Annotated in this window: 19 protein-coding genes and 1 other RNA gene; 2 read left to right on the forward strand and 18 right to left on the reverse strand. The window is 49.7% G+C overall.

Annotated features, from left to right (window positions below; translation table 11 throughout):
• Positions 1-21: 21 nt before the first annotated feature.
• The 11 genes from ACFRAM_RS10490 to ACFRAM_RS10540 form a co-directional block, all read right to left on the reverse strand.
• Positions 22-1,119, reverse strand: a complete 1,098-nt coding sequence (locus ACFRAM_RS10490) for an LCP family protein (protein WP_379465806.1) — start codon at positions 1,117-1,119, stop codon at positions 22-24.
• Positions 1,120-1,202: 83 nt separating this feature from the next.
• Positions 1,203-1,499 (reverse strand): YlaH-like family protein, encoded by a 297-nt coding sequence (locus ACFRAM_RS10495; protein WP_066364195.1) that lies wholly within the window; start codon positions 1,497-1,499, stop codon positions 1,203-1,205.
• A 146-nt stretch (positions 1,500-1,645) separates the two neighbouring features.
• Positions 1,646-3,487: a translational GTPase TypA gene (typA, locus tag ACFRAM_RS10500; RefSeq protein ID WP_175372862.1), complete on the reverse strand. Its 1,842-nt coding sequence runs from the start codon at positions 3,485-3,487 to the stop codon at positions 1,646-1,648.
• A gap of 221 nt (positions 3,488-3,708) precedes the next feature.
• On the reverse strand, positions 3,709-4,221 hold the full coding sequence (locus tag ACFRAM_RS10505; RefSeq protein WP_379465807.1) for a hypothetical protein: 513 nt from the start codon (positions 4,219-4,221) through the stop codon (positions 3,709-3,711).
• A 206-nt stretch (positions 4,222-4,427) separates the two neighbouring features.
• Positions 4,428-5,087: a TerC family protein gene (locus ACFRAM_RS10510; protein ID WP_379465808.1), complete on the reverse strand. Its 660-nt coding sequence runs from the start codon at positions 5,085-5,087 to the stop codon at positions 4,428-4,430.
• Positions 5,088-5,185: 98 nt separating this feature from the next.
• Positions 5,186-6,469, reverse strand: coding sequence for a tRNA uracil 4-sulfurtransferase ThiI (gene thiI, locus ACFRAM_RS10515; protein WP_379465809.1), 1,284 nt, complete (start codon positions 6,467-6,469; stop codon positions 5,186-5,188).
• Positions 6,470-6,472: 3 nt separating this feature from the next.
• Positions 6,473-7,624, reverse strand: coding sequence for a cysteine desulfurase family protein (locus ACFRAM_RS10520; protein WP_379465810.1), 1,152 nt, complete (start codon positions 7,622-7,624; stop codon positions 6,473-6,475).
• A 208-nt stretch (positions 7,625-7,832) separates the two neighbouring features.
• Positions 7,833-8,540, reverse strand: a complete 708-nt coding sequence (locus ACFRAM_RS10525; protein ID WP_379465811.1) for a transglycosylase SLT domain-containing protein — start codon at positions 8,538-8,540, stop codon at positions 7,833-7,835.
• A 254-nt stretch (positions 8,541-8,794) separates the two neighbouring features.
• Positions 8,795-9,205: a hypothetical protein gene (locus ACFRAM_RS10530; protein ID WP_379465812.1), complete on the reverse strand. Its 411-nt coding sequence runs from the start codon at positions 9,203-9,205 to the stop codon at positions 8,795-8,797.
• Positions 9,206-9,216: 11 nt separating this feature from the next.
• Entirely contained in the window at positions 9,217-9,447 is a 231-nt protein-coding gene (locus ACFRAM_RS10535; RefSeq protein WP_379465945.1) for a DUF1540 domain-containing protein, read from the reverse strand.
• A 164-nt stretch (positions 9,448-9,611) separates the two neighbouring features.
• Complete coding sequence (locus tag ACFRAM_RS10540; RefSeq protein ID WP_066364215.1) at positions 9,612-10,106, reverse strand: YpuI family protein; 495 nt, start codon at positions 10,104-10,106, stop codon at positions 9,612-9,614.
• Between the two features lie 259 nt (positions 10,107-10,365).
• On the opposite strand from ACFRAM_RS10540, the gene ACFRAM_RS10545 reads away from it, so the two are divergent.
• Positions 10,366-12,258, forward strand: coding sequence for a S8 family peptidase (locus ACFRAM_RS10545; protein WP_379465813.1), 1,893 nt, complete (start codon positions 10,366-10,368; stop codon positions 12,256-12,258).
• Between the two features lie 90 nt (positions 12,259-12,348).
• Here the strand turns inward: ACFRAM_RS10545 and pdxR are convergent, their stop codons facing one another.
• Entirely contained in the window at positions 12,349-13,806 is a 1,458-nt protein-coding gene (pdxR, locus tag ACFRAM_RS10550; protein WP_379465814.1) for a MocR-like pyridoxine biosynthesis transcription factor PdxR, read from the reverse strand.
• A gap of 94 nt (positions 13,807-13,900) precedes the next feature.
• Here pdxR and ACFRAM_RS10555 point away from each other — a divergent pair, with 94 nt between their 5' ends.
• Positions 13,901-15,118 carry an aminotransferase-like domain-containing protein gene (locus ACFRAM_RS10555; protein WP_379465815.1) on the forward strand — a complete coding sequence of 406 codons (1,218 nt, stop codon included), beginning with the start codon at positions 13,901-13,903 and terminating at the stop codon, positions 15,116-15,118.
• 130 nt (positions 15,119-15,248) lie between these two features.
• Here the strand turns inward: ACFRAM_RS10555 and rnpB are convergent.
• From rnpB to dnaG, 6 genes are all read right to left on the reverse strand, one after another.
• Positions 15,249-15,658, reverse strand: an RNA gene (gene rnpB / locus ACFRAM_RS10560) — RNase P RNA component class A.
• 60 nt (positions 15,659-15,718) lie between these two features.
• The gene (locus tag ACFRAM_RS10565) at positions 15,719-16,834 is read right to left on the reverse strand and encodes a Nif3-like dinuclear metal center hexameric protein (protein WP_379465816.1); all 1,116 of its coding nucleotides are present in this window, start codon (positions 16,832-16,834) and stop codon (positions 15,719-15,721) included.
• Positions 16,810-17,586 (reverse strand): tRNA (adenine(22)-N(1))-methyltransferase, encoded by a 777-nt coding sequence (locus tag ACFRAM_RS10570; RefSeq protein WP_379465817.1) that lies wholly within the window; start codon positions 17,584-17,586, stop codon positions 16,810-16,812. The genes ACFRAM_RS10565 and ACFRAM_RS10570 overlap by 25 nt, the downstream gene beginning before the upstream one ends.
• Entirely contained in the window at positions 17,583-18,431 is an 849-nt protein-coding gene (locus tag ACFRAM_RS10575) for a hypothetical protein (RefSeq protein ID WP_379465818.1), read from the reverse strand. The genes ACFRAM_RS10570 and ACFRAM_RS10575 overlap by 4 nt, the downstream gene beginning before the upstream one ends.
• A gap of 53 nt (positions 18,432-18,484) precedes the next feature.
• Positions 18,485-19,618 carry an RNA polymerase sigma factor RpoD gene (gene rpoD / locus ACFRAM_RS10580; RefSeq protein ID WP_066364230.1) on the reverse strand — a complete coding sequence of 378 codons (1,134 nt, stop codon included), beginning with the start codon at positions 19,616-19,618 and terminating at the stop codon, positions 18,485-18,487.
• A gap of 41 nt (positions 19,619-19,659) precedes the next feature.
• Positions 19,660-21,480: a DNA primase gene (gene dnaG, locus ACFRAM_RS10585; protein ID WP_066364231.1), complete on the reverse strand. Its 1,821-nt coding sequence runs from the start codon at positions 21,478-21,480 to the stop codon at positions 19,660-19,662.
• Positions 21,481-21,508: the final 28 nt, after the last annotated feature.

Raw genomic sequence — 21,508 nt, forward strand, 5'->3', positions numbered from 1 at the left:
GCGAGAAACTTGCATTCAATTTTAGTTATTATTCTCTTCGCTAACACCAGCGATTCGGTTATGAAGACTTTGTCTCGCTGCCTCAAGCTCTTTCTCATTAATATATACATATGGACTTTTCCATGTGCCCGTTACAGGCTTGAACTCTACATGCTGCTTGGAAATGTTCCAATAGGTAGCGATCAAATCCTTCAGCTGGCTGTTTTCAACATCCGTCTTCATATTGTCATTTACGGCATCCAGCATGCTGCCAATCTTCATGACACCACCGAATGATTGAACCTGATCGATCAATGAGTTCAACACTTCATTTTGCCGTCTGTTGCGGTCAAAGTCATCCGATCCCTTTGTTTTCGGCTTGCAATTGGATTTGCGGTAGCGCACATAATCGAGCGCGTTATCACCGTTCAGCTCGGCCGGACCTTTTTTCAGATTAATATTGGTTCCATCTGCGCTATCCTTATAGCACATATCCGCACTGACGTTCACTTTGACGCCGCCGAGTGTATCAACGATATCCCGGAAGCCCTGGAAATCAAGAACTGTCACATAGTCTATTTTCACATTCAAGTACTTGCCCATCATGGTCTTCATTTCTTCCTCAGCCGAACCACCAGAGGTCTTTTCCTTGCTCTTGAAACGTGTATAGAACTCATTGATTTTCGTTTTTTTGTATCCATCCAGCTCCACATAGGTATCACGCGGGAGTGACACAACGGTGGCCGATTTGGTCTCCGGGTTCAGCGATGCTACCATGATCACATCTGTCAGGAAGGATTCATGCTTCGGCCGGCTGTCGGTTCCAAGAAGCAGTATCGTCAAGGGCTTAACTGTGGCAGACTGCTCAGGCGGAACTGGCTTGTCTATACCGGTATCCAGAATCCCGTGCTCCAGCTTCCAGTAAAGATAGCCTCCATAACCTAGACCACCAACAATGGCCACGATCAGAATAACAAGAAGTGCACGGCCGAGTCTGGCCCCAAACCCTCTCTTTTTAGCTTTCTTTTTGTTACCCTTTTTAGGAGCCCCTTTGGCAGGCTGCTTCCTGCCGTTTTCAGGTCTAGTGCTAGGATTCCCCGCAGATCTTCTCGGGGGTAATTCATTATTGTTGCGTGTCATAATAGAATAAATTCCTTTTCAGTTCATTGGATTACAGGATAATACTGTTTATATAGACGATTTTAGCAGTAAAAAGTTGCGGACTAGGAGCGTTTCACTCCGCCGGCCGCCTTCCGCTTCTGCCTTGCTTCGACAAAATACCGCACCCGCACAAGCAGCATCAAACTGACGGCCACAAGCAGACATTGGATAATTGGAAGCTTGTCGTGCTGAAAAATAAGAAGCATCCCGGAGCCCAGCGCCATCATCACATAGAGAACAATTTCCTTGCCGATGGAGAGCTTCTGGTTCACTCGGAATACCTGATTGTAAACATAAGTAAGTAAGACGAAAATAACAATATAAGCAATAACAGGATGATTAGCGAACCAGGTTTGCATAGCTTTTAGTACACCCCTCCCGAATATAGTTACGCTTACATTATAACATCAGTCTATCATTTTAACCTCAAAATTCCTTCTATGTATCCCTTTGTGAAAAAATAAGCCGCCGGAATCTTAATTCCGACGGCTTATTAGATTCTTGCTTACACGCTTGCTTGTGCTTGTTTACGTTGCTTTTCAGCACGCTCGCGCTCGCTCTTGTTAAGGATCTTCTTACGCAGACGCACCGATTTCGGCGTGATTTCGCAATATTCATCATCATTCAAATATTCAAGCGCCTGTTCCAAAGAGAACATCCGTGGCGTTTTCATTTTTACAGTATCGTCCTTCGTTGCAGAACGAACGTTGGTCAATGCTTTTTCCTTACAAATATTAACGACGATATCATTGTCGCGAGTATGCTCGCCGACGATCATACCTTCATAAATATCGGTTCCCGGCTCCAGGAACAGGATACCACGGTCTTCAACACCCATCATTCCGTAGAACGTGGAAGTTCCGGTCTCTGTGGATACCAGTACGCCTTGGTGACGTCCGCCTACTTGACCACCAATCAATGGTGCATAGCTGTCGAACGCATGGTTCATTACACCGTAGCCGCGTGTCAATGTCAGGAAGTGTGTATTGTAACCGATCAGACCACGTGCAGGAATCAAGAATTCCAGACGAACCTGTCCAGTACCGTTGTTAATCATGTTTACCATCTCAGCCTTACGGCTGCCCAGGCTCTCCATAACAGCACCCATGCTATCTTCCGGTACGTCGATCATCAGGCGCTCAAGCGGCTCCATTTTGACACCATCGACTTCCTTAACGATAACCTCAGGCTTGGATACTTGCATTTCATAACCTTCACGGCGCATGTTCTCGATCAGGATACCGAGGTGAAGCTCACCGCGTCCCGATACTACGAATGCATCCGGGCTATCTGTTTCAAGTACGCGTAGACTGACATCTGTCTCCAGCTCTTTCATCAGACGTTCACGCAGCTTGCGGGAAGTTACCCATTTACCTTCTTTACCAGCAAACGGACTGTTGTTAACGAGGAAGGTCATTTGCATGGTTGGCTCGTCAATCTTCAGGACAGGCAAGGCTTCTGGATGTGCAGGATCAGCAATTGTCTCACCAATGTTGATGTCCTTGATACCGGCAATAGCAACGATGTCACCAGCGCCAGCTTCTTCTGCTTCTACACGTTTCAGACCTTGGAAGCCGAACAGCTTCTCAACACGTGCAGTCTTGCTCTTACCATCACGCATAATAACTGTTACGGACTGACCTTGTTTAACCACACCGCGGTTAACACGGCCAATGGCAATACGGCCAAGATATTCGTTGTAGTCCATCAGAGTTACAAGGAATTGCAGCGGCTCTTCGACACTTTCAGTTGGAGCAGGAATCTTCTCAACGATTGTTTCGTACAGGGCCAACATGTTGTCATCCTGTTTCTCTGGATCAAGGCTTGATGTACCGTTCAATCCGGAAGCATATACTACCGGGAATTCCAACTGTTCGTCACTGGCTTCAAGCTCAATGAACAGATCAAGTACTTCGTCAATAACTTCCGCAGGGCGGGCAGCCGGACGGTCGATTTTGTTCACAACGACGATCGGTTTCAAATTCTGTTCCAGCGCTTTACGAAGTACGAACTTCGTTTGCGGCATACAACCTTCATAAGCGTCAACAACGAGCACTACGCCGTCAACCATTTTCATAATCCGCTCAACCTCACCGCCGAAGTCGGCGTGTCCAGGGGTATCTACAATGTTGATCAAGAACTCTTTATAGGTAATTGCAGTATTTTTGGCAAGGATCGTAATTCCGCGTTCACGCTCCAGATCGTTGGAGTCCATGGCGCGTTCCTGAAGGGTCTCATGGGCACTGAAAATACCGGACTGCTGCAGAAGCTGGTCAACCAGTGTTGTTTTACCATGGTCAACGTGGGCAATAATCGCAATGTTGCGAATGTCTTTTCTTGAATGCATGATTTGTATCCAAATCCTCTCATTTATCAAATTAAATCTGTTCAAATTCTGAGCATGTCACGACAATCTCACAAAAGAAGCGCCTGGCGGAAAGCCGACGCTTTATCATAACATTAATTTTATAGTGAAAGCACCATGAAAAGCAAGTCTTTTTATGAAAAAAACACACTGGTTTTCGCTTAAATTTTTCCTATTTATATGCTTGTTTGTGCAAATGCCGATTACCAGCCGCCATTCCATTTCTTCCCGCCCCGCGATTTGCCACGTCCGGCAATCAACCAGAGACCCGCCAGGACCAAAACAGCACCAAGTACATAGAGGAATCCTGTTCCAAGTAAGCTGAATACTAACAAGACAAGACTAAGCAAGCCAATCACAGCGGAACCAACTGCGAGCCCCCTACTCCGGTAAGGAGTATAGAGCGAATATTGATATAGTCCTAACGCTATGCCAATCAGTAACAATGGCCACAAATGTCTCATCAGGCTCCAGCCCCAGATATTACAGAGTCCGAACAGAATGCCATACACGGTCAGAACTCCAGCAGGAATCAGCAGGGTAGCAGACATCCGGCGATTGAAGAACAATACATACAGCAAAAGGCCCGGAAGCAGAATCACGAGGGGCCAGAGCGCCCGCCCCAAAAATCCGAAGACTCCCAGCTTCCCGAATAAAATCACGATGCCGGCAGCAGCAATGAAAATCCCAAGCTTCATGTCATTTTTGGAAGACATCTCTCATCCATCCCTTCATGGTTCAACATCACTTCCTGTTTCTTCGAGCCCTTTAGCCCCGAATTACGACAGAATTCACTTTCATTTTAGCTGAAAACGGGTCAAAACACCACATTCTTCTATCTCTTCTCATTATGGACATGATACTACGTTCTCTAACCAAAAAAAGGATGGCCTCTTGAGAGACCACCCTTGTGCACCCTGCTTCAAACGATTCTGGCAGCACGTCGCTTGAGCGCTCCAGTTACCACCACCACAATACCCAAGAAGAGCGGAAGCGAGGAATGTAGCGACGGCAGAGCCAAAGAAACCATCGGACCTAATTTGGTGTCCTGCAGCAGCATATCCCCCGCAGTATAAGCTAAAATATAAGCGCCGATGAAGACCAGCAATGGAAAACGGTGCAGCAAATTCACTATAATTCCGCTGCCCCAAACGACAATCGGGATGCTGAGCGCGATACCAATGACAATCAGAGACAAATCTCCTTGGGCTAAACCTGCAATAGCCAGTACATTATCAAGGCTCATAATGAAATCAGCCAAAAGAATCGTCCGAATCGATTTCCAGATCGTAGATACTCCGGATATCCTCAGCGTGTTCTCTTCCTCCACCAACAGCTTAAAGGAAATCCACAGCAGCAAAAGTCCGCCGCCCGCCTGAATAAAGGGAATTTTAAGCAGCAGAACTGCGGCAAAGGTCAGAAGGCAGCGCAGAAGCACTGCCCCGGCTGCTCCCCACCACACTGCCATTTTGCGATGATGCTCTGGAAGATCCTTGCTGGCCAGTGCAATTACCATAGCATTATCTCCGCTAAGCACCAGATTGATCATCAGTATTTCACCTAGCAGCACAATTGAATCCATACTTCTACCCCCTCGAACTACATGTAATTACATGTATGTCCGAAAGTGACAAGCTATGCTTGCTGTCCCATTTTTCAGAGGCGATGAATAGAAAGTTGTTAGAACCATTCCTCTTGCAGTCCAGCTTCTACACTAACCACCTCTGCTGGCTTCTCATCTCCGTACGGCGTAATTTCAATGGTCTCGGTAGCTGCCACAGCTTCTGCCAGCAGCGCCGAATAACCGGGAAGCGTCGCTTCTATCTTCTCTACAATCCGCAGGTTGGGATTGGTAGTCGGTGACTTCGGAACGAACAAGGTGCAGCAATCTTCATAGGGAAGAATGGACAAGTCATAGGTCCCGATTTGCTTGGACAGGTCCACAATTTCGCTCTTGTCCATCATAACGAGCGGGCGGAGCAGCGGGAGCTGCGTAGCGCGTCCGATAACGTTCATGCTAGGTAGTGTCTGGCTCGCGACCTGTCCGAGACTTTCGCCCGTTACCAGAGCCAGTGCTCCCTCCCGCTCGGCAATGCCAGTGGCGATTCTCAGCATAGCCCTGCGCATCAGCGTAATAATTAAATTGTCCTGTCCGATACCAGTAAAAGAAGTCTGAACCTCTGTGAACGGAACCAGATGCAGCTTGATTACCCCTGCATATCTGGAGAGCACTCGTGCCAGGTCAACGACTTTTTGACGAGCCAGTTCACTGGTATACGGATAGCTGTAAAAATGAATGCATTCGACCTCTAGCCCTCTGCGCATAGAAGACCAGGCGGCTACTGGGCTATCTATACCTCCCGACAGCAATAGCAGAGCCTTGCCATTAGTGCCGAGCGGGAAACCGCCGACTCCCTCAATATTTTCGCAGAAAATATAAGTATGATTCTGACGGATCTCTATCCGCAGCTCCAGTTGCGGCGATTTGACATCCACCGTCAGGCCGGGATAACCCTGTAAGAGCGGAGTGGCCACCAGCTTGTTCATCTCAATGGAGCCGTGCGGGAAGTCTTTCCATACCCGGCGGGCATTCACCTTGAAGGTCGTGCCTGGCGCAGGCGCCAATCTCACTAATAACTCACGGCTTACCGCTACAATCTGTTCCAGCTCGGAGGGAGCACATTTCACTGGGCTAACGGAGGCGATACCAAATACATTTTTGAGTGCACCGGCAACCTCGGCAGCAGGCTCCCCATTTAGCTCGGCATAGATGCGTCCGAATTCTTTACTGAGTACAATGCCGGGATATGGCTTGATAATTTCTTTAACATGGCGCAATACCGTCCGTTCAAACCGTGCACGGTTCTTGCCTTTTAACGTAAACTCTCCGAAACGTAGAAGCAGCATATCGGCGTATTCAATACTGCTGCCGGGAATCGGTTGAACTTCATTGTTGGCACTCATGATTTATTTCACGCCTCCTTCTGCAATCTTCAAATCCTGTACCGCTTTAATCAACGCCTTTTCCAAGGCCGCAATATCCTCAAAACTATGCTTGTCACCGAAGCTAATCCGAATGCCCCCCAGCGCTTCCTGGGCAGAGCGCCCCATTGATAACAGCACGCGGCTCGGCTCAGCTAGCCGGGAAGAACAAGCGGAACGGGTGGATACGGCCATGCCCAGTTCTTCCAGCTTACGAGCCATGACTTCACCCTTCATACCGGGATAGGAAAAATGCACAATATGAGGCGCACCCTCCTCCCCGCTGTTCACGACAAATTCCGGAATGCCGCGCAGAAAATGCAACAACCTGTCACGTAGCGGTACAAGCTGATCATATAATTGTTGTCGTCCTTCCCCGCTCATTCGCACAGCCTTGGCGGAGGCTACAATTGCCGGGACATTCTCCGTGCCAGCCCGCAATCCCTCTTCATGGGAGCCACCGGTCAGCAGTGGTGCAAGCGCAACGCCTTCCTTAACGTAGAGCAGACCCGCACCGCGCGGTCCGCGAACTTTATGGGGGGATAGGCTGTACAGATCGGCCTTCCATACATTCAGCTCTACGGGAAGCTTCCCGAAGCCCTGTACTCCATCCACATGGAATAACGTCCGGGGATTCGCTGATTTTACCAGCGCCCCGATCTCCTTCAAGGGCTGAACTGAACCGATCTCATTGTTAACATGCATGACGCTGACCAACACTGTATCTTTGCGCACAGCAGCAGCAACAGCAGCAGGATTCACTATACCATTGGCATCAGGAGCAATAAAGGTGATTTCCCATCCCCGCTGCTGCAGCTGCAGACAGCTTTCATAGACAGACGGATGCTCCAGCTCCGTAGTCACCAGGTGACGGCCCCGGCTCTCATATTGGAGAGCAGCCCCCTTAATAGCAAGGTTATTGCTCTCTGTAGCCCCTGACGTGAAGAGAATCTCCTCTGGCTTGACTCCAATAGCCGCCGCACAGACTTCCCGCGCCCGTCTGACCAGCCTCCCCGCCTCCATGCCCGCTTTGTGCAGAGAGGAAGGATTAGCATAGTGGAGTTTCATGATTTGTTCCATCGTCTGGACCACCTCTTCATAAGGCGGGGCAGCGGCGGCGTAATCCCAGTAAAGCATATATCGTTAGTCTCCTTTATTTCTAATAAGTTGAGGATTTTAGACGGTACAAGTACAGTCTTCTGATTCTACACTATATGAGCTTGTTCAAAAAGCCTTCCTTTAATCAGCAAACAGAAATCCTTTACTGCTCCTGATACAGAGAAAAGGATCAAACAGGCTGCCGGGGCATGTAGCCCAGGGAGGAAATCCCGTTTGATCCTTTTTATTATACCGCGTATTGTGGGCGGGCGCGTTCTATTTTATAGATATAGGCCTGGGTCTCTTTAGGAAGCTGAGACAGATTGGCCATCAGTTCCTGATCATTGCTGACGCCAAGTTTCGTCACCCGGCCCGGACCGGCATTATAAGCCGCCAGCGCCATTCTTTCTTCACCGCCGAAGCGTTGAAGCTGGTACGACAAATACCGTACGCCCCCATCGATGCTTTGCGCCGGGTCGAATGGATTGGATACCCCGAGCCCACTGGCCGTGCCATCCATCAGCTGCATCAAACCCTTGGCTCCAGCGGAGGATACCACATTAGGATTGAAAGAGGACTCCGTATCAATTACAGCTTTGATCAGATCAACCGGTACACCGTATTTAGCGCTTGCCGTCTGAATAAGCTCCTCATAATCGGTGGTTTTGGTTCCCGTTATTTCCCCGGAAATGCTTCCCGATGACTGTGCACCAAGATTCTGCCAGAGAAGCGGGTTGTCTGCGGCCATACCGGCCAGAGCAGCAGCGGTATCAAGACTCTTCAGCGAATCCCCCTGTGCAGTCCCTTCCTGCAGCATCGCTGAGAACACGGCAGACGATTTTCCCGTAACCGGAGTATCCTTCACCTTGTCTGCAGGTCCTGTCACTGCACCTGTTTTCAGATTGACCCATTTCAATTGACCAGCCCCGTTGGCTTGTACCGGATTAATCCCCATGCTGACATTCCTTTCTTTTAGCTATATAAGACGAACTTAAGATCGAACTTAAGGCTCGGTCGTTACTTTCTTTTGTTCATCTTATATATTCTCTATATTGAATTTGTTACATTCCATTTTTAAAATACGCCTTCATCTTACATTTTATTTGTAATGTTTGCTATATGAGGCATCAAAAAACAGACTTCAGACCCGGATATTTAGGTCTAGAAGCCTGTTTCGATGTCGATATTTCCGTTTTCCACCAGCACTTGTCAGCGCGCAAAAGGTGTCATTACAAAGTAGCTCAGCGCAGCAACAATTCCCAGTCCTATAGCCCACGCACCTGTCGTCTTTTGACCTCTGGCATAGGCAAAATAACCAATCACTGCGGCTGCCGGCCCCAACACGATAGACCAGATGAACAAGGAGAGGATGCCGAAGGCCAGACCTGTATAGCCCATAACACGACTTCCACTGTCCGTTCCTTCCACTTCATCGTCTTCAGTTCTGTCCTTGACTGTGGCATTTCGTAGTTGCGTTGGAACGGGACTGACTTCAGCAGCATATTCCTCACGATGTTCGCGTTCCCGGCGCGGATAATCGACTCTGCGGGGGCGAAAAATGACTTTTTTACGATCAGAGGTCTCTTCCGACCGTTCGGGTTCGTTATCATAGTTATCCATGAGTGGGCCTCCTAAGAGTTCGGCTTAAACGTCAGACAGCAGGTTGCGGATGAGGTATTGGCATGATCTTTATGATCGCCATGAATCAGTTCTTCAGCGAATTCTTCTTTAAAATGACTTCCTGTGTGCTTGTCAATTTCAATGATGATTTCTTCGGCCCTGCAAATGTTGCTTTCTCCCCAATAATGACAGTTGCTGACACTGCACTTTACGAACGGCTTTTGAGCGCTTGGCATCATCATCACCTCGGCTTCATTATGTCCGGGCAGACAATCAGCTATGCGATTCACGGCTTCCAGTTGATTCCCGAACGATGCTGGCCCTGAGATTCCCTGCTTGTTCACGCAAAAAAGGATCAGCACCCATGTACTGGGTTACTGATCCTAAATAAACGTTTTGGATAAGACTACACCTGATTTTGCATGCGCTTCTCAGTCAAATAATCATTCTCATAATAAGTCAGATCGTCGCGCAATTCTTCATACAATTTGGTAATGTCCAGAATGATATCACGGGCTGGACGTACTGGCTTCTTGCGGAAACGGATAGCATCCTGCCCTGTATAGGCATAACGACCGTCTTCGGAGTAGCTTTCATTCTTGGGATAAAAGAAGTTATTCACGCCATAATGGTACACATTATAAAGCGCTTTCTGCGCAAATGATTCATCAAATGTGGCACGGCGCAAAGCAACTCCCAGCTTCTCATATGACATCTCGGAGAATACCAGCACATGACGCAGATCGGACAGAAACCCTTCATAGAAATGCACAGTTTCCTCATCCTGCTCGGTAACAAGCTGCGGTAATGCGTGCTGGTTCAGGAACAGCTCCACTTTATCGATAGCGATTTTAAGCTTTTCTCTCGTCGTTTCACATAATTTCTGCACATTAGCTGACATGGCGGTTGCTCCCCCTTATTATTCCTTACTCTTGCCGTCGCTTACGTTCAATTTACACTTTTCACAGTTCACATTTCAAGTTTCATTAGTTATTATGTTCCGATGTAATCTTACAAGTTCAGGAATTCAATCCTGGGGTCTTCTATCTTCTGATATTATCATAAAAAACGAGCCTGCGGTATCCCTTTTCTGCAATGCATAAAACAGGCTTCCGTTTCTCAATCTATGGAGACTACAAAGCCATGGAGGAACGGAAATCATGTCACGAAAAAATTTAAGAATAGCTGGTCTGCTGACCGCCACATTTACGGTTGTTCTGCTGACCTTCGCCTTACGGCCGGCAGAGAAGGGAAATACGCCGCTTAGACAAGCCTCAGTCCCCGGCCCCAAGCAGGAGAAAATATTGAAGAAAACTACACTTTCCCAAGATGTCACAGCAACGGACCGGTTGAACCGGGTGGATGTAAGCCAACATCTGACAAGCTTGCTTAACAAGGCACATGGGGCTTCCTTTAAGGATGTTTCAGTGTATGCAGAGCACCTTAAGCAGGAACACGGGCATTTTGCCATGCTGACATGGTTAGATTTCCGTAACAATAAGACCACCACCTTCAAATCCGACCCTCCTCAAGGCAGCGATCAGGAGAATAAAACACTGCAGAAATACCTGAAGCTAGCCAAGTCCAGCTTAAAAAATCACAAGTCCTACGAATCCCCCACTTTTGTGGTCGGCCAGGAAAAATATTATTTTATGGGCCAACGCGACAAGGAAGGCGGTATCGGCGTAATTGCGCTGATTAATCAGAAAGTCCTGGGCAAAGTTGCCGATCATCAGCTAAAGAACCTTCGCCTCATTCCTTATCCCAAAGAAGGGAAGTTCCGTGTCGAATCCGTGCATACTGATACCCTCGGTGAACTGACAGTCAAGACTGGACATGACAATCAGAATGCCAGCCATTTTTATGAAAATGAGATCGTAGTCCGTTTTCCGAACGGCCATCCCACACAAGGGCAGCTTCAGACGATTGTCGCTGATATCAATGGCAAAGAACCGCGCAAATTGGGCTATGCTTATATTTTCCGCTCGGAGAAGATGAGTTTTTATCAGCTCAAATCCTATTTTGATAACAAATGGCATCCGGAGTATACGGAGCCACACTACTTATATTTAACGAATGACACCGTTTCTGAAACAAATCCTGCGGTCATTACGCCCAACGACTTGCTCTACTCCACTTACCAGTGGAATTTACCAGCGATTGAGACAGGGCAGGGATGGAATTTAAATAAAGGCAGTAAGGATGTTATTGTCGGAGTCGTAGATACCGGCGTGCAGGCCAGCCATCCCGATCTGCAGGGCAAGCTTCTACCGGGCTACAATGCCGTAACGAAGGGCTCTACCCCGGATGATGATGTGGGTCATGGAACACATGTTACGGGCATTATCGGAGCTCTCGTCAACAATGGAGAGGGTGTAGCGGGGATTAGCTGGTACAACAAGATTTTGCCGGTAAAAGCACTCGATAACTCTGGGGCAGGAACCACCTACTCGGTCGCTGAAGGCATCATTTGGGCCGCCGACAACGGGGCCAAGGTCATTAACCTCAGTCTCGGCAACTACGCCGACTCCCAATTTCTGCACGATGCCATCAAATATGCCTATGACCGGGATGTAGTCCTTGTCTCGGCCTCGGGGAACGATAATACGGAGCGGCCGGGATATCCCGCCGCCTATCCGGAAGTGCTGGCTGTAGCCGCAACCAACTCGTCGCACCAGCGGGCATCTTTCTCTAATTACGGGGATTATGTGGATGTTGCTGCCCCTGGGGAAAGCATTGCCAGCACATACCCGAACAGCCAGTATGCGGCATTGTCTGGCACATCCATGGCAAGCCCCCATGTAGCTGCGCTGGCCGCATTGGTTCGATCCTTGAACCCCGACTTAAGCAACCAAGAGGTCATGGATCTGTTGATGAAAAATGCAATCGACCTCGGCTCCCCAGGTCATGATAAATACTACGGCTGGGGTCAGGTTGATATCTACAAGACCCTGCAGGCAGCCTCCGGCAATCCCGTCCCGCTACAGCTCTGGCCACAGCATGTTCGGCAGCAGCTTAACCAATTGAAACAGAGAATGGGTGTTAACCCTTGATAAAAAGTTGCGGATGACGCGGTAATACGTACTTGCATCTGGTAATGTAATCGCGGCGCAATGCGGTGCTGAATCCACCTGGGACAGCCTTTACTGGATCATTTTTCCCGGTAATTCAGAGGCCATGTACCTGGACAGTAGCTCTAAAAATAATTTCAGCCCCTGCTCCATGCGGGCTTTATCCATTTGCGCGTAACAAAGCCGAATATGCCTTGAGTTGCCGTTTCCCGCATTGCAGACATCACCAGGGAGAAAAGAAATACTCTCCTGCTCTGCCAGTGTGTGCAATTTGTCAATCTGAAGTGTGGCCGGGAGTTCTAACCATACGTTGAGCCCGCCTTCCGGCAGCGTCCAGCCAACCCCTGAAGGTGCATATTGCCTCAATAGTCGGCCTGCACTCTCCTTCCGCTCTCTTAAAGCGATGCGGAGCCCTGCGGCATATCGTTCATAGCTGTCCGCTATGAAGGGCAGTACGGCTCGCTGGGTCAGGAGCGGACTGCCGAGATCACTGGCGGATTTGGCAGCAATCAGCCGGGACAGAATGTCCCCTTCAGCGGCGACACAGGCGATTCGACAGCCGGGAGCCAGCACCTTACTGAAGCTTTTCAAATACACGACATGCCCATCTCTATCCATCGACTTGATGGAAGGCGGGGGTGGATCACGGAAATACAGATCACTGAATGGATCATCTTCTATAATGAGACAGCGGTAGCTGCGGGCCAACTCCAGCAGCCGCTGTCTTCTTTGTATGCTCATCGTAACTCCACTCGGGTTTTGAAAGGTCGGGTTGGTATAGATCAGCTTCGGGGGGCGCTGGTCACATAAGGAAGTTAGAATATCCACTCTCATCCCTTCACGATCCATCGGCACAAAAATCATCTCTGCACCGCGGCCGGCAAAAACATCAATCGCGCCTGTATAGCTGGGGTCTTCAAGATAGACAACATCTCCCGGTCCCACAAAGGTGCGTGCCACAAGATCAATGCCCTGCTGTGAACCGCTTGTAATCATCAGCCCCGAAGATGCCAGCGCCATGCCACGCTTCTGCAGATGCTGCCGCATGACCTCCCGTAGCTCCAGATCACCTTGGAAATTCCCGTAAGACGCCATTAATTCAGGCTGTTCCGATACAAGAGCGGCCATGATGCTGCCAATAGATCTCAGCGGCAGCAGTGCACGATGCAACGACGCCAGATGGAATGAATAGTCGGCCTCAGACTCATTGAAATTACGCCAGAGCTGCGCTCTCGGCAAATAATCATCATAACGTCCCTGCCAACCGCTGTCTTCTCCCGTTCCCTCATGCTCCATATCTGCAACAAAGCAGCCCTTCCCCTGAATACAGAGAATACGCCCCTTTTTCTCCAGCTCCGCATAAGCCTTGCTTACTGTCACCTGACTAACCTTCAGGGACAGGGCAAGTTCGCGTACGGAGGGCAACCGTGCGCCGGGAAGCAGAAGACCTGAGGAGATACGCTGCCCCAATTTCTCGCAGATTTGCTGAGGCAGGGATCGGCTGCTGCCGCGCTTCAGTTCTATGTGCATACCGGTTATCTCCCAACTGTTATATTCGGTCCTTTACTGTTATACTCTCATGTCGTTATGATACCATCAAACCAAGAAGGCGGGGAGTAATCTTATGAATATCCAGTACTCTACAGCAGCTCAAAATATAGGCTCGTCAGTCGTTCGAGAAATCCTGAAAGTCACGCAAGGCTCTGATGTGATCTCGCTTGCGGGTGGATTGCCCGCTGAAGAGCTGTTTCCGGTAGAAGCAGTCCGGGTTGCTTACAACCAGGTATTATCGGGCGACGGCTCCGCACTTCAGTACGGAATCACCGAGGGCTTCACTCCCCTACGTGAACAAATTGCCGGACGACTTGCCCGTCAGGGCATTCCCGTAAATACGGATGAGATTATGTTGACTACAGGCTCTCAGCAAGCAATTGACCTGATTTGTAGAATTCTGTTAGACCCCGGCGATGCCGTGCTCGTAGAAACACCTACCTATCTCGCTGCATTGCAATCTTTGAACTTCTACCGTGCCAATATCCATACTGTGGACCACGACAGTGAAGGGATGTTACCCGAAGATCTGGAAGAGAAGCTACGGAGGCTGAAGCCAAAGCTGCTGTACACCGTCCCTACCTTTAACAATCCCTCTGGAGCTACTTGGAGCACGGAACGCCGCCAACAAATTGTACAGCTGTGCCAACGATACGGCACACTGATTCTGGAGGATAATCCTTATGGCGAACTGAGATTCACAAGTGAGCCTGGCAGCATTCCGCCTACACTAGCGGCCATCGACCGAAACAGCAATAAAGAACATTGCGTTATCTATACAGGCACCTTTTCTAAAATTGTCGCCCCTGCCCTGCGCACCGGCTGGATTGCGGCTACCCCTGAACTTGTCAGGATGGTTGCCAAGGCCAAACAGACAGCCGATCTGCATTCCAGCGCAATCGATCAGCGGGCGTTGCATCAACTTCTGCGGACGTTCGATATAGAACAGCACATTGCTAGCGCCTCCCGTGAATATCATTCGCGGATGAAGCTGTTGTCCCAGGAGCTTCTTGCTCAGGGGATGGAAGGGTTGAGCTTCCGTGAACCTCTGGGAGGGATGTTTCTTTGGCTGACACTACCAGCCGAAATCGATACAACAAAGCTCCTGCCGCTAGCCATGAAGCAAGGTGTCGCTTTTGTCCCCGGTGAGGTCTTCTATCCCTCTCATCCAGAAAAGAATACGATGCGCCTTAATTTCACCCACACGCCGCCGCAGCTTGTTCAGGAAGGCGTGCAGCGCCTGATGAGAGCCATTGTGCAGTGGCGGGAACATGAGACTGCTATCTTGTAGCGGGCGGGTTTACCGGACTTCTTTTTATAAAAACAAAAAAGGCGGCGTTACCCGGATAACCGGATAAACGCCGCCGTTTGATCTATGCTGTTCATCAGACGATTGAAAAATTAATACATAACGTTGCAGTTAGGAAAGTTTGCCGTAAGCCGGGTTCTGTGCTCTTCGTGGTTCATACGGGAACTACCCTCCCACCATAAGCGACAATCATCTATCTAGGCCATACATTACTGCACAGCTCCAGCGACCAACCTAGACGCGCCTCAGGCGAAGGCTGCACATTCCGCAAGGGATGCGCTGCGTCTCATTAGGTCTTGCTCCAGATGGGGTTTACCAGGAACAAAGTCACCAGTGTTCCTCGGGGTCTCTTACACCTCGGTTCCATCCTTGCCTGTGCCGCCCAAGGGCGGCCATCGGCGGTCCATTTCTGTGGCACTATCCTTCGGCTCGCGCCGACTGGACGTTATCCAGCACCCTGCCTTATGGAGCCCGGACTTTCCTCCCGCGGCTTGCGCCGCCGGCGATTGTCTGTCAAACTTTCCGAACAACATTTATATTATACAGACTTACGGTGTCCTGCACAAGTGTAATTGTTTGGAACTACATAAACCGGAATGGCTCCGTATTCACCTGCGAAGCATGGACTGCCGTCTTATAACGCCCTTCAGTCAGCTTCTCAGTCATCCACTCCGCAACTTTCTCCTTCATGATCTTCTCCGCGTTATGCCCCGGATCAATCAAGGTAATACCCGCCAGCAGCGCATCCTGAGCCGTATGGTAATCAATGTCTCCAGTAACCAGCACGTCCGCCCCGCGGAAAATCGCACTGTTATAGTATTTAGCACCGGAACCGCCCAGAACAGCTGCCTTACGGATCGGACGATCAAGTTCGCCAACCACACGTACCTTATCCACCTTCAGCCCCTGTTTGACGGTCTCCACGAACGCTCCAAGTGTGGTGGCCTCTTTAAGCTTTCCTACCCGGCCCAGACCGAGGCTGCGGCCCTTCAGGTCCATCTGATACAGATCATAAGCTACTTCTTCATAAGGATGAGCCTTCAGCATGGCTTGCACCACTTTGTTACGGATCCCCTGCGGCACGATCGTTTCGATCCGTACTTCCTCAGCACGCTGCATTTTCCCCGGCTCCCCAATATAGGGCTCAGTACCTTCACCCGGCAGAAAAGTGCCATATCCCTCAATATTGAAGCTACAATGACTGTAGTTACCAATCGAACCCGCACCTGCGTTCAGAATGGCATCCAGCACCTTTTGATGATGATCTTTAGGGACGAACACTACCAGCTTGGACAATTGCTCCGAATGAATATCCTTAATCGGTGCACTGTTCTCAATGCCGAGCGCTTCCGCCATCCAGTCGTTCATCCCGCCTTCAGCCACGTCCAGATTTGTATGGCTGATATACACAGCAATATCGTGCTTGATGAGCTTCTCATACAATCGGCCAGCTGGTGTATCCGTAAGAATACCCTGCAGGGGACGGAAAATAATCGCATGATGGGCAATGATCAGATTGCAGCCCAGGGAAATAGCTTCCTCCACAATCTCCTCGTTCACATCCAGCGCGACCAGAATCCCGGTAATCTCCTTCTGCAAAGAGCCCAGTTGAAGCCCGACCTTATCCCACTCCTCGGCGATATGCTTTGGGGCAAGCTGCTCCATATACTGAATTACAGTTTGTCCTTTCGCAAGCATTCCAGCACCTCCGTGATTTCCTTGATCTGTCCTGTAATGACTCTCCGCTTGTCCTCAGCCGAGGCAAGCTCGGAACGAGAAAGCGAGGCAAGAATGCTTTCCAGCTTCCGAATCTCGCCCTGCCACTTGTCAAAAAATACGTCATTCGGCGACCGCAGTAGCCAAGGCCCCATCTGGATCAATCTATCTTTACTGCAAACGACTTCGCCGCCCGCCAGCTTCAGATCGCTGTACACCTCAACATTAGTGTGAGTCCCCGCAGCTTCTGGCACCGCGGTCAGGATCTCGTAGATCTTACCGTCTTCCTCCAAAATATGCTCAGCAGTAAGCACCCAACCATGCTCCAGCAACCAACGACGAAGATTATCTTCGCCGACATTTGGTTGAAGCGACAGGGTCGTCACGCCTTCCAGCTTCCCTTGCTGGCGTCCCCGGTCAAGAATCGCCGCAATCAGCGATCCGCCCATACCGGCAATGGAGATACTATCCACCTCGCCCGGCTCCAGCACCTCTAGACCATCTCCCCGGCGAACCGAGATCACCTTTCCTTTTCCAGCTTCCGCCACGCCTCTGCGTGCAGCTTCAAAAGGTCCCTCGTTGACCTCTCCCGCCACAGCAAACACGGCACGTCCGCTCTGTATAGCTGCTACAGGCAGCAGCGCATGATCGGAGCCAATATCGGCTAGCCGGCTGCCCTGTGGAATTTGCTCCAGCACCAGCTGAAGCCGTTCAGATAATTTAGTATTGTTCATGTAGCCACCCACGCAATCCATTTTTTTCGGAAAATAAACAACAACGCCAGTTCTACAGCAATCTTCGCTAGTAGTAAGAAGGCAATCCACTGCGGATAATCATGCCGCAGCAGAAGCGCATCCAGCTCCGGCAGCAGCCAGAGCGTGGCTCCCACTGCAAAATACACGCCGGCAACTCCACTCACCCGGTAATGCAACAGCCAGCTCAGCCAGACCATCAGCACACACAGCGGCAGCCAAAGCAGCTCCAGCTCAAGAATCGAAGCATCCGGACGCATCCCGCCGAAGAAACCCGCATACAGCAGCGCCCAGAAGGCATATCCGCAGTATTGCAATAACCCGATACGAAGAACAAAGCCGAGCACACACCAGAGCAAACCGCAGGTTCCAATCAGAATCGGCTGCCAGAAGTCTGGATCAAGATGATGCAGCGAAATGAGCCACAAACCGAATCCCAAGGTCAGCAAACTGCCGATTCCTGTCAACATCAGGCTGATCATTCGGTTACGCTTTCTGAAAATTGCTGCATATCCATAACAAACAATCAGGACAGACAGGGCGGTTGCGATTTGCAAAGGCCAGGGAAAAACGCTAAAATATATACTAATCAAGAAAAACAAGGAAATAATGCCAAAACCAAACAACCATATTTTGATGCTGCCCTGCTGCAGATTTTGCAGCGAGATGGGGTTACTGTCCTTGACCGCATTTTCGTCGTCATACAGGTTGGTCAAGAAATCGCAATATTGCTCTGGTAACAGTCGGCTCTTTCTCCAATACTGAATTTCATTCAAGATCGTGTCGCGTTTCTCCAAATTCACCGGCTCATCCCTCTTTCCGCCCATTAAACGAAAAGAACCTCCTGCCACTGAGCAGCAGAAGGTCCAGTTCATACATCCTATTCGAGGAAATCCTTCAGCCGTTTACTGCGGCTAGGATGACGCAGTTTTCTAAGCGCCTTGGCTTCGATCTGACGAATCCGTTCCCGGGTTACGCCGAAGACCTTACCAACCTCCTCCAGTGTTCTCGTCCGGCCATCATCCAGACCGAAACGCAGACGAAGCACGTTCTCTTCACGCTCGGTGAGCGTGTCCAGCACATCCTCCAGCTGTTCCTTCAGCAATTCGTAAGCCGCCGCATCCGCAGGGGCCAACGCTTCCTGATCCTCAATGAAATCACCCAGATGGGAATCATCCTCTTCACCAATCGGTGTTTCCAGCGATACCGGCTCTTGAGCAATCTTCATGATTTCTCTGACCTTTTCTACTGTCAATTCCATCTCTGCTGCAATTTCTTCTGGCGAAGGTTCACGTCCAAGCTCTTGCAACAGTTGACGGGAGACACGGATCAGCTTATTGATTGTTTCAACCATGTGCACCGGAATACGAATCGTTCTGGCCTGGTCCGCAATCGCGCGGGTAATCGCCTGACGAATCCACCAAGTAGCATACGTACTGAATTTGAATCCTTTATTATGGTCGAACTTCTCCACCGCTTTGATCAGACCCATGTTACCTTCCTGAATCAAATCCAGGAACAGCATACCACGGCCTACATAACGCTTCGCGATGCTGACTACGAGCCGCAGGTTCGCTTCTGCAAGACGGCGTTTGGCTTCTTCATCGCCGTTCTTGATGCGCATAGCGAGCTCCACTTCGTCATCTGCCGACAACAGGGGAACACGGCCGATTTCTTTCAAATACATCCGCACAGGATCATTGATCTTGATGCCCGGAGGCAATGACAGATCATCATCGAAGCTGAAGTCGTCATTATCGCTGCCTTCGTTGTCCTCACTTTGCCGAAGAGTCGTAACCTCCTCGTCATTCTCGTTCACAACCTCAATCCCCAAATCGCTAAGCTGCTCATAGAACTCTTCCATTTGCTCGGGGTCTTGATCAAACGGCGACAATTTCTCCATGATATCTTTGTAATTCAGTGATGATCTTTTCTTGCCATGTTCAATAAGTTGATCCTTAACCTGATCCAAAGTAAATTCCGCTTCGAGTTCAGTATGCTGATCGTTCGCCATAATTCGACTCCCTCCTCCCTAGGTACATCCTGCCAGGCATTTCATTGTCTCTCTAGGGCTATAATCTCACTTGCTATTTGTGCCGCACGCAAAAAGTCACCTGTTTTTTCGGCCTGAATCATTTCTTCTCGCTTCTGTTCCATCCTGCGCTGCAGGGGGTATTTCCGCACTTCACGGATGTAGTCGTCCAGCACCTGTGTATTCCAGTCTGGAGGGGTATCCATCATGGAAATAGCAGTTGCCGCTTTTTCCAGACGGTCATCCTGAAGAGATGAGAGAAACCGGCTGATTCCCGGTGGTTTTCCTTGAGCGTAATAGGCGTATAGATAAGCGGCAATTGCCGCATGATCATCGATGTTGAAATCTTCTCCGAGGCGTTCGCCCACATATGTGGCGGCTTCCGGGTCCTGAATCATGAAGGACAACAGGCGCCGTTCCGCGACATGGTAAGCGGGTAGCAGCGTTGGTGTCTGCACTTGCCCTTTTTTATGCCTACCATTATTCCACCTTTTATCGTTATTATCCCCTTCGGGGATGTTTTTTTGCATCGATGCCCGGAGTAAATTGCAATCCTGCTTTAAACTATCATATGACAGCTCAAGCTCAGAGGCGATTTCCCGCAAATAAACTTCTCGTTCCGTGGAGGAATGCAAGGATGCAATAATCTGAAGTGCTTCTTTTACGTAAGCAATTTTACCGTCTTCCTCTAGGAGTATATGGTTTTTTTTCAGATATATAAGCTTAAATTTTACGGATGAGACCGCCGACTCAATCACCTGTTCCCTGAACCGATCCCCACCATAACGGGATACAAATTCATCCGGGTCCAGTCCACTGGGCAGCACGGCAACTTTCACGCGGAACCCCGCTTCCTCCAGCATGGGAATAGCTTTGATAGCCGCAGCTTGTCCCGCCCGGTCGCCATCATACGACAGCACAATCTCATCAGCCAGATTTTTCATCATTGCCACATGATTCTCGGTGAGCGAGGTCCCCATAGTGGCAACGCCGTTCAGTACACCTGATTCCCAGGCTGAAATGACATCCCCATATCCTTCTAACAGAACGATTTGCCGCGTTTTGCGAATGGATGCTTTCGACTGATGCAGATTGTACAGAACCCTGCTTTTGTTAAACAGCTTCGTGTCCGGGGAATTCAGATACTTCGGCTGGCCATCACCCAGAATTCTTCCGGCAAAAGCAATCACCTTGCCTGTGCGGCTCGCGATCGGAAACATAATCCGGCCGCGAAAACGGTCGATGAAGCCTTTACCCTCGCCTCTGACGGACAATAGTCCGCCCCGCTCCATCTCGGCGAGATCAAATTGACGCTTCTCCAAAAATTGCTGGAGCGTATCCCAGCGGTCCGGCGCATATCCGATCTGAAACTGATCAATCATTTTATCACTGAAATTCCGGGATCTTAAATACTCCATGGCGGCAGTGCCGTGCTCCGTATTCTTCAGCAGAAAATGATAAAACTTCGCAGACCATTCATACGCTTGAAGCAGCCGGTCCCGTTCGGGGTCTGGCGGAGACAATAGCCCGCTTTTCCCTTCCGGAAGGGGAATGTCACTTTCTTCGGCCATCGTTCTAACTGCCTCGGGGAAGGATAACCCTTCGATTTCCATCCTGAATTTGATGGCATTTCCGCCCATACCGCAGCTAAAACAATGAAATACTCCACGCTCTGGAGTGACAGTAAAGGAAGGGGTTTTCTCCGAATGAAACGGGCAGAGGCCCCATAAATATTTCCCCCGCTTGGTCAACTGGACAACTTTACCGACGGTATCGACAATATCATGGCGCGCCAGCACGCTCTCGATGACCTCTTCCGGGATACTTCCCTGTCCGCTAGCCATTTCAACCACCTTCATCTCTTAACAAATA

The sequence above is a fragment of the Paenibacillus sp. NPDC056722 genome (assembly GCF_042790635.1).
GTDB classification, from domain to species: Bacteria; Bacillota; Bacilli; order Paenibacillales; family Paenibacillaceae; genus Paenibacillus_AQ; species Paenibacillus_AQ agri.